The organism is Novosphingobium sp. Fuku2-ISO-50, assembly GCF_001519055.1.
Classification (GTDB): domain Bacteria; phylum Pseudomonadota; class Alphaproteobacteria; order Sphingomonadales; family Sphingomonadaceae; genus Novosphingobium.
Genome location: NZ_KQ954294.1, coordinates 46,034 through 60,279 on the forward strand (window position 1 = coordinate 46,034; position 14,246 = coordinate 60,279).

General features: G+C 66.0%; 12 protein-coding genes. 2 read left to right on the forward strand and 10 right to left on the reverse strand.

Translation table 11 applies throughout. The annotated features are described in order from the left end of the window. Positions 1-6: 6 nt before the first annotated feature. The 5 genes from AQZ50_RS13275 to AQZ50_RS13295 form a co-directional block, all read right to left on the reverse strand. Entirely contained in the window at positions 7-777 is a 771-nt protein-coding gene (locus AQZ50_RS13275) for an SDR family oxidoreductase (protein ID WP_067746949.1), read from the reverse strand. Between the two features lie 74 nt (positions 778-851). Then, a complete protein-coding gene (gene metH, locus AQZ50_RS13280; RefSeq protein ID WP_067746950.1) occupies positions 852-3,470 on the reverse strand; it encodes a methionine synthase in 2,619 nt (872 codons plus the stop codon). Positions 3,471-3,506: 36 nt separating this feature from the next. Beyond that, entirely contained in the window at positions 3,507-4,565 is a 1,059-nt protein-coding gene (locus AQZ50_RS13285) for a homocysteine S-methyltransferase family protein (protein ID WP_067746951.1), read from the reverse strand. Beyond that, positions 4,562-5,464, reverse strand: a complete 903-nt coding sequence (gene metF / locus AQZ50_RS13290) for a methylenetetrahydrofolate reductase [NAD(P)H] (RefSeq protein WP_067746952.1) — start codon at positions 5,462-5,464, stop codon at positions 4,562-4,564. Before metF ends, AQZ50_RS13285 begins: the two co-directional genes overlap by 4 nt. After that, the gene (locus AQZ50_RS13295) at positions 5,461-6,444 is read right to left on the reverse strand and encodes an ArsR/SmtB family transcription factor (protein ID WP_067746953.1); all 984 of its coding nucleotides are present in this window, start codon (positions 6,442-6,444) and stop codon (positions 5,461-5,463) included. Before AQZ50_RS13295 ends, metF begins: the two co-directional genes overlap by 4 nt. Positions 6,445-6,617: 173 nt before the next feature. Here AQZ50_RS13295 and AQZ50_RS13300 point away from each other — a divergent pair, with 173 nt between their 5' ends. Continuing rightward, positions 6,618-6,947 carry a hypothetical protein gene (locus tag AQZ50_RS13300; RefSeq protein WP_067746954.1) on the forward strand — a complete coding sequence of 110 codons (330 nt, stop codon included), beginning with the start codon at positions 6,618-6,620 and terminating at the stop codon, positions 6,945-6,947. Positions 6,948-7,104: 157 nt separating this feature from the next. Next, the gene (locus AQZ50_RS13305) at positions 7,105-7,359 is read left to right on the forward strand and encodes a hypothetical protein (RefSeq protein ID WP_231730282.1); all 255 of its coding nucleotides are present in this window, start codon (positions 7,105-7,107) and stop codon (positions 7,357-7,359) included. Positions 7,360-7,365: 6 nt separating this feature from the next. Here AQZ50_RS13305 and arfB read toward each other — a convergent pair whose 3' ends face one another. Genes arfB through AQZ50_RS13330 form a run of 5 tightly spaced genes read right to left on the reverse strand, consistent with a single transcriptional unit; the run spans position 7,366 to position 14,205 of the window. After that, on the reverse strand, positions 7,366-7,782 hold the full coding sequence (gene arfB, locus AQZ50_RS13310; RefSeq protein ID WP_067746955.1) for an alternative ribosome rescue aminoacyl-tRNA hydrolase ArfB: 417 nt from the start codon (positions 7,780-7,782) through the stop codon (positions 7,366-7,368). Continuing rightward, positions 7,779-8,441, reverse strand: a complete 663-nt coding sequence (locus tag AQZ50_RS13315) for an RluA family pseudouridine synthase (RefSeq protein ID WP_067746956.1) — start codon at positions 8,439-8,441, stop codon at positions 7,779-7,781. The genes arfB and AQZ50_RS13315 overlap by 4 nt, the downstream gene beginning before the upstream one ends. Next, the gene (locus tag AQZ50_RS13320; protein ID WP_231730283.1) at positions 8,438-9,631 is read right to left on the reverse strand and encodes a pyridoxal phosphate-dependent aminotransferase; all 1,194 of its coding nucleotides are present in this window, start codon (positions 9,629-9,631) and stop codon (positions 8,438-8,440) included. The genes AQZ50_RS13315 and AQZ50_RS13320 overlap by 4 nt, the downstream gene beginning before the upstream one ends. Further along, positions 9,628-11,469 carry an aminodeoxychorismate synthase component I gene (gene pabB / locus AQZ50_RS13325; RefSeq protein WP_067746958.1) on the reverse strand — a complete coding sequence of 614 codons (1,842 nt, stop codon included), beginning with the start codon at positions 11,467-11,469 and terminating at the stop codon, positions 9,628-9,630. The genes AQZ50_RS13320 and pabB overlap by 4 nt, the downstream gene beginning before the upstream one ends. A 51-nt stretch (positions 11,470-11,520) precedes the next feature. Next, complete coding sequence (locus AQZ50_RS13330; RefSeq protein WP_067746959.1) at positions 11,521-14,205, reverse strand: M1 family metallopeptidase; 2,685 nt, start codon at positions 14,203-14,205, stop codon at positions 11,521-11,523. Positions 14,206-14,246 lie beyond the last annotated feature (41 nt).

The following is a 14,246-nucleotide window of genomic DNA, read 5'->3' on the forward strand; positions in this document are numbered from 1 at the left end:
TCAAGTTCACCCGCCGGCTTCGCGCGCCTGGGTCGCAAAGGCGTTCAATTGCGCCATGGTTTGATCGAAGCGGTGCTCCGCCTCGGCATTGCGCAGGAATTTCACGCGTTCGACCAGCACTTCGGCGGGCGTCGGCTGCGCGGTCAGCAAAGCCAGGACTTCGTCGGCGAATTCGTCGAGCGGCTGATAGCCCGGGCGGCTTTCCTGCCCCGGAGTCAGCCCGGTCTGCACCGCAGGCGGCGCCAGTTCGATGACTTCGACCCGCCCCTTGAGCGCTTCGCGCAAGCTGATGGTATAGGAATGGATCGCCGCCTTGGTCGCATTGTAGGTCGGCGAAACGATCAGCGGCACGAAGGCGAGGCCCGAGGTGAGATTGATGATCGCCGCATCGTCTGTCGCGACCAGATGGTCGATCAGCGCATTGATCAGGCGAATGGGCCCGAGCAGGTTGGTCGTGATCGTCGCTTCGGCATCGGTCAGATCGCGCGCGGTATCGAGCGCTTCAAAGCGCATGATCCCGGCATTGTTGATCACCACGTTGAGCGCAGGGAATGCCGCCAGCACGCGCTTTGCGAAATCGGCGACGCCTTCGGCGCTGTCGATATCAAGCTGAAGCGCATGCATCGCGGGGCGCCCTGCAATCGCGTGCTCCAGCGCCTCGACCCGGCGTCCGGCGACGATCACCGTATTGCCGGCGTCGTGCAGCCGCTGTGCCAGCGCCGCACCGATACCGCTGCCGCCGCCGGTGATGAGAATCGTGTTGCCTTGGGGTTTCATGCCGGTCGCTCCGTTCCGGGGGGAACGCCCGATATGGGGCCGCCCCGCGCGCATTTCATCCCCCAAAAACAGCGTCAATCCAGATTGGGCCGCAACCAGCGCTCTGCCGTGGCCAGATCGATGCCGCGCCGCGCGGCATAGTCTGCCACCTGATCGCGGCCGATCGTCGCCACGCCGAAATACTGGCTTTCGGGATGGGCGAAATAAAACCCGCTGACGGCCGCTGTGGGCAGCATCGCCTGGCTTTCGGTCAGCGTGATCCCGGTCGAGGCGGTCGCATCGAGCAAGTCGAACAGGATCGGCTTGAGGCTGTGATCGGGGCACGCGGGATAGCCCGGCGCGGGGCGGATGCCGCGATAGTGCTCGCGGATCAGCGCCTCGTTGGTCAATTGCTCGCCCGGCGCATAAGCCCACAGCGTGGTACGGACATGGGCGTGCAGCCGTTCGGCAAAGGCTTCGGCGAAACGGTCGGCCAGCGCTTTGAGCAGGATGTCGGAATAGTCGTCGTGCTGGCTGCGGAACCGTTCGAGATGCGGATCGATGCCATGAATGCCGACGGCAAAACCGCCGATCCAGTCGCCCGCCGGATCGATGAAATCGGCAAGGCAGAAATTGGCCCGCCCCCGGCTCTTGGCGAATTGCTGACGCAGGAACGGCAGCCGCACCTCGCGATCGCCGCCATCGAGATGGAGCAGAACATCGTCGCCATCGCGCGCGCAAGGCCAGAATTCGGCAACGCCGCGCGCGGTCAGCCATTTTTCATCGATGATCCGCGCCAGCATCGCCTGCGCATCGACCCACAGCGCGCGCGCGCTTTCGCCGACCACGGCATCGTCGAGGATCGCCGGATAATTGCCCGCCAGTTCCCACGCGCGGAAGAACGGGGTCCAGTCGATATATTGCGCCAGATCGGCAAGATCCCACGCATCAAAGACATGGCGACCGGGCTGTTCTGGCGGTGGCGCCTTGTCGGAAAAGTCCGGTGCAAAGGCATTGTCGCGCGCCTGTTCGAGGGTGAGCAGCTTTGACCCGCCCTTGCCCGCGCGCGCCTCGCGCACGGCGATATATTCGTCGGCGGTGGCCGCGATGAACGCGTCGGCCTGGGTATCGGACAGAAGCTGGCTGGCCACGCCGACCGCGCGGCTGGCGTCGAGGACGTGGATCACCGGCCCGTCATAGGCGGGATCGATGCGCAGCGCGGTATGGACCTTGCTGGTCGTCGCGCCGCCGATCAGCAAGGGGATGGTCATCCCCGCGCGCTGCATTTCCTCGGCCACGGTGACCATTTCATCGAGCGACGGCGTGATCAGCCCCGACAGGCCGATGATGTCGACATCGCGTTCGCGCGCGGTTTCGAGGATCTTTGTCCAGGGCACCATGACGCCAAGGTCGATCACTTCATAGCCGTTGCATTGCAGCACGACGCCGACGATGTTCTTGCCGATATCGTGGACGTCGCCCTTGACCGTGGCCATGATGATCCGCCCCTTGGCCCGCGCGCCCGCTTCCTTTTGCGCCTCGATATAAGGGATCAGGTGCGCGACGGCCTTTTTCATCACGCGCGCCGACTTGACCACTTGCGGCAGGAACATTTTCCCCGCGCCAAACAAGTCGCCGACCGTGTTCATCCCGGCCATCAGCGGCCCTTCGATGACTTCGATCGGACGCGCATGGGTCAGCCGCGCTTCTTCGGTATCCTCGACGACATGGGCATCGATGCCCTTGACCAGCGCATGTTCGAGCCGACGCGCGACGGGCCAGCCGCGCCATTCCTCGGCGGCCTTTTCGGCAACCGCGTCGCGGCCCTTGAAGCTTTCGGCGAGCGCGATCAGCCGCTCGGTCGCATCGGGGCGACGCATCAGCAGGACGTCTTCGCACGCCTCGCGCAGGATCGGGTCGATCGCGTCATAGATGTCGAGCTGGCCGGCGTTGACGATCGCCATGTCCATGCCCGCCGGGATGGCGTGATAGAGAAACACCGAATGCATCGCGCGGCGCACCGTCTCGTTGCCGCGAAAGCTGAACGAGAGGTTCGACAGCCCGCCCGAGATATGGACATGCGGGCAGGTCGCGCGGATTTCGCGCGCGGCTTCGATGAAATCGAGCGCATAGCGGTCGTGTTCCTCGATCCCGGTCGCCACGGCAAAGACATTGGGGTCGAACACGATGTCTTCGGGCGGAAAGCCGATACCCGTCAGCAGCGCATAGGCGCGCTGGCAGATCGCGACCTTGCGTTCGCGGGTATCGGCCTGGCCCTTTTCGTCAAACGCCATGATCACGGCGGCGGCGCCATAATCCATGCATTTGCGCGCATGGATCAAAAACGCCTCTTCGCCTTCCTTCAGCGAGATCGAATTGACGATCGGCTTGCCCGAAACGCATTTCAGCCCCGCCTCGATCACCTCCCACTTCGAGCTGTCGATCATCACCGGCACGCGCGCGATGTCGGGCTCGGCAGCGATCAGCTTGAGGTAGGTGGTCATCGCCGCCACCGCGTCGAGCAGGCCCTCGTCCATGTTGACGTCGATGATCTGCGCGCCGTTTTCGACTTGCTGGCGCGCCACTTCGACAGCCTTGGCATAGTCGCCCGCCAGGATCAGTTTCTTGAACGCAGCCGAGCCGGTGACATTGGTGCGTTCGCCGACATTGACGAAACGGGCGCCGGTTGCAGCAGGTGTGGTCTGTTCGGTCATGACAGGTCTTTGCAAGAAATAAGGAAAAAGCGGCGATCAGGCCATGATGAACGGTTCGAGCCCGGCAAGCCGCGTCGCGACCGGCACATCGGGCAGCGCGCGCGGCGGCAGGCCTTCGACCGCGCGGGCCATTGCCGCGATATGCTCGGGCGTCGATCCGCAACACCCGCCCAGCACATTGACCTGGCCATGCTCGGCCCATTCGCGCACCAGCCCCGCCGTGGTCGGCGGCGCCTCGTCATATTCGCCCAGTTCGTTGGGCAGCCCGGCGTTGGGATAGATCATGATCAGCGCATCGGCGATCTGCGACAGCACGCGGACATGCGGACGCAGCTGGCTCGCCCCGAACGAGCAATTGAGCCCGACAGTCAGCGGCCGGGCATGGCGCACGGCATACCAGAATGCCTCGACCGTATGCCCCGACAGATTGCGCCCCGACAGATCGGTCAGCGTCATCGACAGCATCAGCGGCACTTCGCGGCCCAGCTTCTGTTCGACCTGGCGCACCGCCATGATCGCCGCCTTGGCATTGAGCGTGTCGAACACCGTCTCGACGAGGATGAAATCGGCGCCGCCTTCGACCAGCGCAAAGGCCTGTTCGGCATAGACATCGACCAGCGTGTCCCAGTCGATTTCGCGATAGCCGGGATCGTTGACATCGGGGCTGAGCGAGAGCGTCTTGTTGGTCGGGCCGATCGCGCCGGCCACAAAGCGCGGGCGCCCGTCCCTGGCGGTGAATTCATCGGCCACGCGGCGGGCAAGCCGCGCGCTGGCCAGATTGATGTCGCGCACCAGATGTTCGGCGCCATAATCGGCCTGACTGATCCGGTTGGCCGAAAAGGTGTTGGTTTCCGCAATGTCGGCCCCGGCGGCGAAATAGGCGCGATGGATCGCTTCGGGGACATGCGGCGCGGTCAGCGCGAGGATGTCGTTATTGCCCTTTTGATCATGCGTCAGGCCGAGCGTCCCGGCATAGTCCGCCTCGGTCAGGCCGCAGCGCTGAATCTCGGTGCCAAAGGCGCCGTCGGTGATCAGGATGCGCTTGGCCGCTTCGGCCAGGAACGCGACGCGCGCAGCGCTGGGGATGAGAGTCATGAGCGGGTGTCCTTGGGGCGCAGGCCGAGCAACTGACAGATGGCATAGGCCTGATCGGCGCGGTTCAACGTGTAAAAATGAAAATCACGCACACCGCCTTCATAAAGCCGGCGGCACAAATCGGCAGCGACCACGGCGGCCACGAGCGCGCGCGGCCCGGGGCGGTTGTCGAGCCCTGCAAACATCGCTTCGAGCCAATCGGGGATTTGCGTATTGCCGCCCATGCGACGGATCCCGGCAAGATTGGTCACCGGCATGATCCCCGGCAGGACCGGCACGCTGATCCCCGCCGCGAGCACGCGATCGAGAAAGCGGAAATAGGTCTCGGCCGAAAAGAAGAACTGCGTGATCGCGCGGCTCGCCCCCGCGTCGATCTTGCGCTTGAGATTGTCGAGATCGGCCTCGACGCTCGGCGATTCGGGATGAAGTTCGGGATAGGCGGCGACCGACAGCTCAAAGCCATGGCGCGCAGCCAGCCCCGCGACCAGGTCCGCAGCATTGGCATAGCCATCGGGATGCGGGGTAAAGCGCCCGCCCGATTCCGGCGGCGGATCGCCGCGCAAGGCGACGATATGGCGCACGCCGGCTTCCCAATAGCGATCGGCAATCTCGTCGATTTCGCCCCGGCTCGCGCCGACGCACGTCAGATGCGCCGCCGGGACCAGCGCGGTTTCGCGCACCAGACGGGCAACGGTGGCATGGGTACGTTCGCGCGTCGACCCGCCCGCGCCATAAGTCACCGAGACAAACGCGGGATCAAGCGGCGCCAGCGCGCCGATCGCATCCCACAGTTGCGCTTCCATCGCTTCGGACTTGGGCGGAAAGAATTCAAAACTGACGCGAACATCGCCGGTCATCTCGGCGAACAGGGGGGCATCGATCATAAGGGTCTCGATCATTGGGACGCGCCGTGGCGGACGGGTGGTCGGCGCTCGGCGGTCCACAGCTTGACAATCAGTTCCTTGCCGGCGAGCGCGCGCTCGGCCAGCGGTTCGAACCCGGCCTCGGTAAACAGCGCGGCGATCTGCGCATCGGCAAAGCCGAGCCGGGCATGGGCATATTGGCTGCGCAGATCCTCGCGATCGTGCGCGGCGAAATCGACAATGGCGATGCGCCCGCCCGGCGCGGTGACGCGCGCAGCTTCGGCCAGGACCGCCTCGGGCGCCTGGGCATAGTGCAGCACCTGATGAAACAGCACGGTATCGAAATTGGCGGCCGCGAAAGGCAATTGCGCGAAATCGCCCTGCACCAGCTCGACTTTGCCCGCCGGCAGGTTCTGCAGCCGCGTGCGCGCCAGGCGCAGCATGTCGGGGCTATGATCGAGCGCGGTCACATGCGCGGCGTCGGCGGCGAACAGTTCGGCCATGCGCCCGGTGCCGGTGCCGACATCGAGCAGGCGCCCGATCGGCGAACCGCCGAGCAGCTCGGAAAGCGCCGCCTCGACCGGCCCGTCGGCGATATGCAGGCTGCGCAAACGGTCCCATTCGGCAGCGTGGCGCGCAAACCAGTCCTGAGAATGGGCCTGACGCGCAGAGCGGATGGCATCGAGATGCGCGCGATCTTCGGCGCATTGCCCGGCAAAGGCAGAATCGGCCTCTTCGGCAAGCGCGAGCAATTGCGCCACCCCATCGATCAGCGGGGCGCCCCCGCGTGCACTCGCCGCGCGCAGAAACACCCAGGCGCCCTCGCGGCGGCGCTCGGCAAGGTGCGCATCGCACAAAATCTTGACATGACGCGAAACACGCGGCTGGCTTTGCCCGAGCACTTGCGCAAGTTCGCCCACCGCCAGCTCCATGCTGGCGAGCAGACGCATGATCCGCAGGCGCGTGGGATCGGCCAGCGCGCGCAAGGTTTCGAGCAAGGGGATCACGGGCCTCATTCCAGCGCGATATAAAGACATCCTTATATGGCGCAAGAGATATAAAGCTTTTGTTATATGAAGCGGTGATTGTCTCCCCGACCAGTTTGCGCGGGCAGACGATTGGACATGACGCGACGCGCTGGCTAGAACAGGCGCAAACACCCCCCGGTGACGCATACACGAGGATCTTGATGACGAAAATCGCCCCCGCCGCCCTGCTGGCCGTGCTCCTGCTCGCCGGCTGCGGACACCATGATCAGGCGAGCGATGACGCCACCCCCAACAATGTCGAAATGCCCGCGGCCGACTTGCCCGCCGGGCCGCCGTCGCTCGCCGCGCCGCCGCCTGCGCGCGATCCGGCGGCCGATGCCTCGAACGCCGCGCTGTCGGCGCAGGCCGCCGCCACCAGCGATGCCGAAAACGCCGCCTCGGTCGCCGAAGCCGCACGCGCCGCCGCCGCCGAAGCCGAGCAGCAGCAGAACAGTAACGGCGAAACCAGCCATCAGCCGCCCGCGCAATAAGACCGAGCGGCTCAAAGCCCAACCTGTCTCGTCATTCCCGCGAAGGCGGGAATCCAGGACGCGCTGGCACACACCTGTTGGGTCGACGCGATGCATTGGCCGTCAGAACTGGATTCCCGCCTTCGCGGGAATGACGAACCGGGAAGGCTCGTGAATCGTGATCAACGCGATTTGGCTCAAGATGATTCGGCGAATCGCACTGGGCCTGGCGCCCTTGCTGCTCGCCGGATGTTCGCGCGACAGCGACCCCGGCCCCGGCGGGGTGACCCAGGGCGAGGCGCGCCAACTCGACGCCGCGGCCGCCATGCTCGACCAGCGCCCGGCGGCGCCGCTGGTCGACGCGACGGTGCCGGCGGATCTGGGCGATGGAACGGCGGATTTACCCGAGCCCAAGCCCAAGCCCAAGCACTGATTGGCGCTAATCGAAGCGCACTTTGCCGCGCCCGGCCTTGACCTCGCCGCGAATCTTCTTGCCCGCCAGCCGTTGCACTTTGCCGACACGATTGAGCCGTGACTTGGCGCGCTTTTCGGGCAGCGTCATCGCCTCGCGCAAAAGCTCGGCCAGACGTTCGCGTGCGTCGGCGCGGTTGGCTTCCTGCGTGCGAAAGCGGCGCGCGGTCAGCACGATCTCGCCGCCTGCCGTCATCCGGCTTCCGGCAAGCGTCTTCAATCGCGCAAACACTTCGGGCGAAAGCCGCAGCGCATAGACATTGACGCGCAACTGAACGGCGGTGGCGACTTTGTTGACATTCTGCCCGCCCGGGCCGGTGGCGGTGATGAAGGCTTCGCTGGCCAGGCCATGCGCGCGTTCGATCAGCGCCGCGATGGCGTTCACCGCTCGGGTTCCGCAAACCCCAGCGCGATGAAATCGGCAGGCATCGGCGCGTAGGCGACGATCGGCGCCTTGCCCTCGCGCGGCACTTCGAGCCGGGCGGCGTGAAGCATCGTGCGCTTGCCGGGCAGCGCTTTGCCGTAAACCGGATCGCCGAGCAGGGCATGGCCCAGGCCCGATGCAGCATGGACGCGGATCTGATGCGTGCGCCCGGTTTCGGGGGTGAATTCGACGAGCGTCATCCCTTCGCGGCGATCGAGCACACGCCAATGGGTCACTGCCGCCTTGCCCGCGCGCGCCGGGATCATCCGCCAGCCTTCGCGTTCGCTGCTGATCTTCGACAGGTTCAGGCTGATCGTGCCGCTGTCCTCGTCGATCGGGCCCGCGACCACGCCCCAATACGTCTTGCCCACCTGACGCGCTTCAAACGCGGCGGCATAGCGCTTCAGCGCGCGCGGATGGCGCGCCAGCAAAAGACAGCCCGAGGTATCGCGATCGAGCCGATGCACCGGCACCGGCGCGCGCTGAAACCCGAAGCGCAAATCATCGAGCTGGTCTTCGAGCGAAGGCCCGCCCGCGCGCGGCTGATCGAGCGGGAGCCCGGCGGGCTTGTCGATCACCAGCGCTTCGGCATCTTCGAACAGGATGGCAAATTCGATCATGCGAGCGCCTCTGCGATCCGCGCAACGGCGCGATCGAGCAGGGTATCGTCGGCGGCAAAACTGATGCGGAATCCGTCGCGCCCGCCAAAGGCCGACGCTGCGACGACCGCTACACCATGATCGAGCAAATGCATTACCAATCCTTCGTCATCGGTGAAGCGGCCGATCAGCGGCGCAGCATCGATCATGCAATAGAAGGCGCCATCGGGCACCGGAGTCGACAATCCGGGAATGGCGTTGATTGCCGCCACCACCCGGTCCCGCCGGACGCGAAAGCGATCGCGCCAGTCGAGCAGAAATTCCTGCGGCCCGTTGAAAGCCGCGACCGCCGCCGCCTGCGAAATCGAGCAGGGATTGCCCGAATTGTGCGACTGCAGCTTGCCCATCGCGCGGATCAGCCATTCCGGCCCGGCGGCAACGCCGATGCGAAACCCGGTCATGGCATGGCTTTTCGATACGCCCGACACCGTCAGCACGCGCGGGGCGAGATCGGGGCAGACCACCGCGATCGTGGCATGGTCGCCCGGCGTATAGCGCAACGGCGCATAGATGTCATCGCTCAGCACGAGCACATGGGGGTGGCGGCGCAAAACTGCGCCCAGCGCGGCCAGATCGGCGGCGGAATACGTCGCGCCGGTCGGGTTGCCGGGGCTGTTGAGCAAAAGCCAGCGCGTGTTCGGGCCGATCGCGGCATCGAGCTGTTCGGGCGTGATCCGGAATCCGCCCGCCGCATCGGTCTGCAGCGGCACCACGTTGGCCCCGGCAAAGCGCACGATCTCCGGATAGCTGACCCACCACGGCGCGGGGATCAGCACGTCGTCGCCGGGATCGAGCGTGGCCATCAGCGCGTGAAAGATCGACTGCTTGCCGCCCGCCGAAACGATGATCCGCTCCGGCGGCACGTCGATGCCGAGATCGCGGCGATAATGCAGCGCCGCCGCCTCGCGCAGGGCCTGCGTCCCGGCAACGGCGGTATAGCGCGTGTCATTGGCATCGAGCGCAGCCTTGGCCGCCGCCTTGACATGATCGGGCGTGGGAAAATCGGGCTCGCCCACCGAGAGCGAAATGATGTCGCGCCCCGCCGCACGCAGCGCGATGGCGCGGTCGGTCATGGCATTGGTACGCGAAGGGGCGATCCGGAACAGCGCCGCGCTGACATGTTCGGCTCCGGGCATTTCAGATGGTGTCATGCTTGTTCCAAAAGGCGCGCGGGCATCAGGCCGCGCAAGCCATTGCCGAGCAGGAACCCTTCGCGCAAGTCATCGAGCGTGATCGCGCCTTCGACCACTTTGTCGGCTTCGATCAGGCTGCGTCGCAAGACGCCGGGCAACAGGCCGTATTCGGCGCCCGGCGTGACCAGTCGGCCATCGCTGCGCCGCACGAAGAGATTGGTAAAGCTGCCCTCGGTGATCAGCCCGTCATCGCGCACAAACAGCGCCTCGTCCGCCCCGGCGCCCGCCGCCGCGCGGCGCGCCGCGTCATAAAAGCCGCGGTCGGTGGTCTTGTGCGCCAGGCGCCAGTCGTCGGCGGCCACCGGCAAGGGCAACACGGCGCAGACCATCGGCCGATCCACCACCACCGGCAGCGCGCCGGTTTCGAGCGCGATAGCCCCCGACCGGGCGAGCAGCAGCCGCACTCTGGACGGCGCATCGAGATCGAAGCACAACGCCTGAATCGCGTTGCGCGCGGCATGGCGGTCAAACGCAAAGCCCAGCGCGACCGCGCTCGCACGCAGCCGTTCAAGGTGAAACTCGATCAGCGCGATCCCCTTTGCCGGATCAAACGCCATCGTCTCGATCAGATCAGCCTGGCCAGCGGACAAACGCAGGAAACTCCCCTTGATCATGCATTCGCGCCATTCATCGAGCATCGCGGAATCAGCGACAACCGCCGATCCCACCCCCATCACGGCACGCCCGCCACCCGCCCCCGGAGTGTCGGGGGCAAGCCGTATCGTGCGGATTGCCACATTGAACACCGCCCGACCAGTCTGAACAGTGCCAGTCTCAGGACCGTCCGGCTGATCAATATGGCCGATCGCCCCGCAATAGGCCCCGCGCGCATCGCGTTCATGGGTATCGATCAATTCCATCGCGCGAATCTTCGGCGCGCCGGTGACCGAGCCGCACGGAAAGATCGCGCGCACGAGATCGACCGCACCTTTGCCCGGAGCAAGCCGGGCATGCACGGTCGTGACCATCTGGTGCACCGTGGGATAGCTTTCGATGGCAAACGGCGCCTCGACGCGCACGCTGCCCGGATCGGCCATGCGCGACAGATCGTTGCGCATCAGGTCTACGATCATCAGGTTTTCGGCGCGGTCCTTGGCGCTGGCCATAAGCCGGGCGCGGTGCGCGGCGTCTTCCGCCTCGGTCCGCCCGCGCGGCGCGGTGCCTTTCATCGGGCGGACTTTGGCCGCGCGGCCATCGATTTCGACGAACAGTTCGGGCGAGGCCGACAGCGTCCAGTGCGATCCGTCCCACAAGACCGCGCCATAGCCTGCGCGCGCATCGCGGCGCAGCGCGCGGTAAATCGCCAGCGGATCGCCGCGCCACGTCCCGCCCAGCGGGAATGTCAGATTGACCTGATAAGTATCGCCCGCGCGAATGGCATCCTGCACCCCGGCAAAAGCGCGGGCATAGCCGCCGGTGGACACAAGCGGCATCATCGGCCCCAACCGCCCGCCCCCGTCCCGTCCTGCACCGCCGCTTTCGCGCGCCAGCCAGGCGTCGACATCGTCGCCGTCCATCATCGTCATGTCGGCAAAGCGCGCAAACCACACCAGCGGCCCCGCCGCGCCGCTGCGCGCCGCCGCACGCGGGGCCAGCCGGGGTTCGAGCGCAAGCCCGGCTTCATAGCCGATCATCCCCGCCCAATGGCCCGGCGCAGAGCCGATCCGGGCCAGCGCGGGCAGCACGTCCTCCGGCCGACGCGCAACGACGATCTCCACCGGATCACGGTAAAGCCGCGAAGGCGCCGCGCTGTCCTCGCGCGCATCATCAAGCAGGATAAAGGGGGGCCGGGTCATGACAGCCCGGCCTTTACCCGCATCAACGGTCGGATGCAAAACCCGCCGCGATCAGTTTGCCTTAAGCCCAGCCTCCTTGAGCCACGCGACCGTTTCGCGCGCCACGCGCGCCTTGATCGCCAGCCGGTTCCGCAGCCGCGCGAGCGCGCGTTCGACCGGCTTTTTGGCATCGTCGGGCAACGTCGCTTCGTATTCCGTCAGCTTGCCGACCATCGCCTCGCTGTCGGCGCGCGCGGCGATCCGTTCGACATAGGTCGTGCGCGCCGAAGCATCGAGCAGCGCCAGCACCGTGTCGCGATGCGCGCGGAAGAAATCGAACGCCAATTCGCTGTGTTCGCCCGCGACGGTGGCAATGATCGCCGCCGAAGTGGTCTTGCCCGGCTTGTCGGTCAGCGCAAGATCGAGCGCCCGCTGCGCCAGCGCCGGATCGCGCGCCGCGCCAAGCTGCGCAAACAAGTCGGACCGGGCGACGGTCGACGTGCTCGCCTCGGCCATGCGTTCCAGCTTGTCCCATTCGGCAGGGCTCGCATTGCGGGCGATGATCCCGATCCAGTCCTGCTTCAGCGCGCCGTCGAGCGCGTGGGGATCGGTATCGAGCGCGGCAAAACGGCGGCGCGCCTCGGCCACGACGCCGGGTTCGCCGACATGCCCCAGCGCCGATACCAGCCGCGATCGCAACAGCGCATCGGGCACCGTGTCGCCGGCGCGCGGATCATAGCCGAGCGCATCGAGGCGCGGCTTCCACAGCGCGACCGCGCGCGCGGTCAACGCCGCCTGCCCGGCAGCATCGCCGTCAAGCCGGTCGTAAAGCCCCTCAAAACGGTTCACCGCCAGCTCGGCGACGCGCGCATTGGCATTGCCCGGTACTGCGGCCAGCAGGCCCAGCGCACCGCCCATCGGCTGATACCCGGCATAGGCCAGCTCGAGCTGATCGGCGACGAGCCCCATCTGATCGATCGGCGTCAGGCGCGGCAAGGCAGATGTCAGCCCGGTCAGGGCCGCGGGGGTATAGAGCGAGCGGTAATAGCCCAACTGCCCCGCATTGATCACCACCGGGCCACAGCCATCGAGAGTCAGCGTCGCCTTGCCCCCGGCCATGATCGAGCGCACCGGCGCGCCGCCGACCGAAACCAGCAGCGGCACATGCCAGCGCCGCGTCGATGCCTCGCCGACGCGGTCGCGGGTAAATTCATCCTGCGTCAGCGACAGCGTGGTCTTGCCGTTGGCGCATTGCGCATCGCCCGCGCGCACCAGCGGAATGCCCGGCTGGGTGGTGAAATCGGTGGCGATCGTGGTCAGCCCGGTGGCCCCGGCCGCTTCGACCGCAGACCACAAATCGGCGGTGTGGCTGTTGCCGAACTTGTGCGCGGCCATATAGGCGCGGATGCCCTGCCGCCAGGTGTCTTCGCCCGCATAGGCTTCGAGCATGGCCAGCACCGCTTCACCCTTTTGATAGGTGATCGCATCGAAGGCCTGATTGGCTTCATCGACGGTGCGGATATGCTGCACGACCGGATGCGTGGTGCGGAAAGCATCGAGCCCCATCGCCGCCTCGCGACCCGAAACGCGTGTCAGCAGTTCGAACCAGTCGGGATGGAAATGGTCGATCGCCTTGTTTTCCATCCAGCTGGCGAAGCCTTCGTTGAGCCACAAATCGTCCCACCAGGCCATTGTGACCAGATCGCCAAACCACTGGTGCGCGACTTCGTGGGCCTGCGCCACCGCGATGAATTCGCGCGAGCGCGGCGAAGTGGTCCTGGGATCGTCGAGCAGATCGCGCTGGAACGTGAACACCGCGCCCCAGTTTTCCATCGCGGAAAAGAATTCCGACTGGCCCGGCCCGGCGATGTTGTCGATCTTGGGCAGCGGATAGGCCTGCCCGAAATAGTCGTTGTAATACGGAATCAGCCCGGCCAGTTCGTTGAGCGCGAATTGGGCCTGTTCGCCGCTGCCGCGTGGCGCAACGATCCCCGCCTCGACGCCCGCGCCGGACATTTTCGCCGTCCGCTCAAAGTCGCCCGCACCAAAGAACAGGAGATACGAGGCCATTTTCGGCGTGGTGCGGAACGTGACCTTTTTCAGCCCCTTGCCCGCCGGTTGCTCGCTGGCGATCGGCATGTTGCTGATCGCCAGACGGTCTTCGGGCACGACCACCGACAGATCGAACGTCGCCTTGTACGACGGTTCGTCGAACATCGGCGCAAACTGGCGGGCATAGCTCGGCTCGAACTGGGTAAACAGCGCGCGGGTCGGCTTGCCGTCGTTGCCGGTATAATCGAGCGCAAACAGGCCGTCGGCCTGGGTATCGATATGCCCGGCATAGCTGCCTTCGATGCGATAGCGGCCCGGCGCGATCATGCCCGGCGCGGCCAGCCGCACGGTTTGCGCCTTTTCGTCATAGCCGATGGTCAGCGGGGTGACCCGGCCCCCTGCGGCAACGAGGTCGGCCTTGCCCAGTTTGAGCTGAACCGCGTTGAGCACCACGGCATCGGTTGCCTGCGGCACGTCGATGTCGATCGCGAATGTGCCGGTAAACGTCAGCGCCTTGGGATCGGGGCGGATCGCGATGGCATAGTGGCTGGGGATCGCGCTATGCGCCAGCGTGCCGTCGGCGGGGAACGCGACCGGGGCTTGCGCCAGCGCAGGCGCCGCGCAAATCAGCGAAAGCGCCGAGCCGGCAAGGGCGAACCTGGCGCATGAACGGGCGGCAAAGGACCATTTTTCGGAACGCGGCATCGTCAACCTTAGTCTGGAAAAGCCACCCGACCCGGGGGCAA

Bases quoted from the DNA above. Each gene is read 5' to 3' on its own strand.
- AQZ50_RS13285 (WP_067746951.1), bottom strand. From the start codon at position 4,565: ATGACTCTCATCCCCAGCGCTGCGCGCGTCGCGTTCCTGGCCGAAGCG.
- AQZ50_RS13315 (WP_067746956.1), bottom strand. From the start codon at position 8,441: ATGATCGAATTTGCCATCCTGTTCGAAGATGCCGAAGCGCTGGTGATC.
- AQZ50_RS13295 (WP_067746953.1), bottom strand. From the start codon at position 6,444: ATGAGGCCCGTGATCCCCTTGCTCGAAACCTTGCGCGCGCTGGCCGAT.
- AQZ50_RS13275 (WP_067746949.1), bottom strand. From the start codon at position 777: ATGAAACCCCAAGGCAACACGATTCTCATCACCGGCGGCGGCAGCGGT.
- metF (WP_067746952.1), bottom strand. From the start codon at position 5,464: ATGATCGAGACCCTTATGATCGATGCCCCCCTGTTCGCCGAGATGACC.
- AQZ50_RS13300 (WP_067746954.1), top strand. From the start codon at position 6,618: ATGACGAAAATCGCCCCCGCCGCCCTGCTGGCCGTGCTCCTGCTCGCC.
- AQZ50_RS13330 (WP_067746959.1), bottom strand. From the start codon at position 14,205: ATGCCGCGTTCCGAAAAATGGTCCTTTGCCGCCCGTTCATGCGCCAGG.
- AQZ50_RS13320 (WP_231730283.1), bottom strand. From the start codon at position 9,631: ATGACACCATCTGAAATGCCCGGAGCCGAACATGTCAGCGCGGCGCTG.
- pabB (WP_067746958.1), bottom strand. From the start codon at position 11,469: ATGACCCGGCCCCCCTTTATCCTGCTTGATGATGCGCGCGAGGACAGC.
- metH (WP_067746950.1), bottom strand. From the start codon at position 3,470: ATGACCGAACAGACCACACCTGCTGCAACCGGCGCCCGTTTCGTCAAT.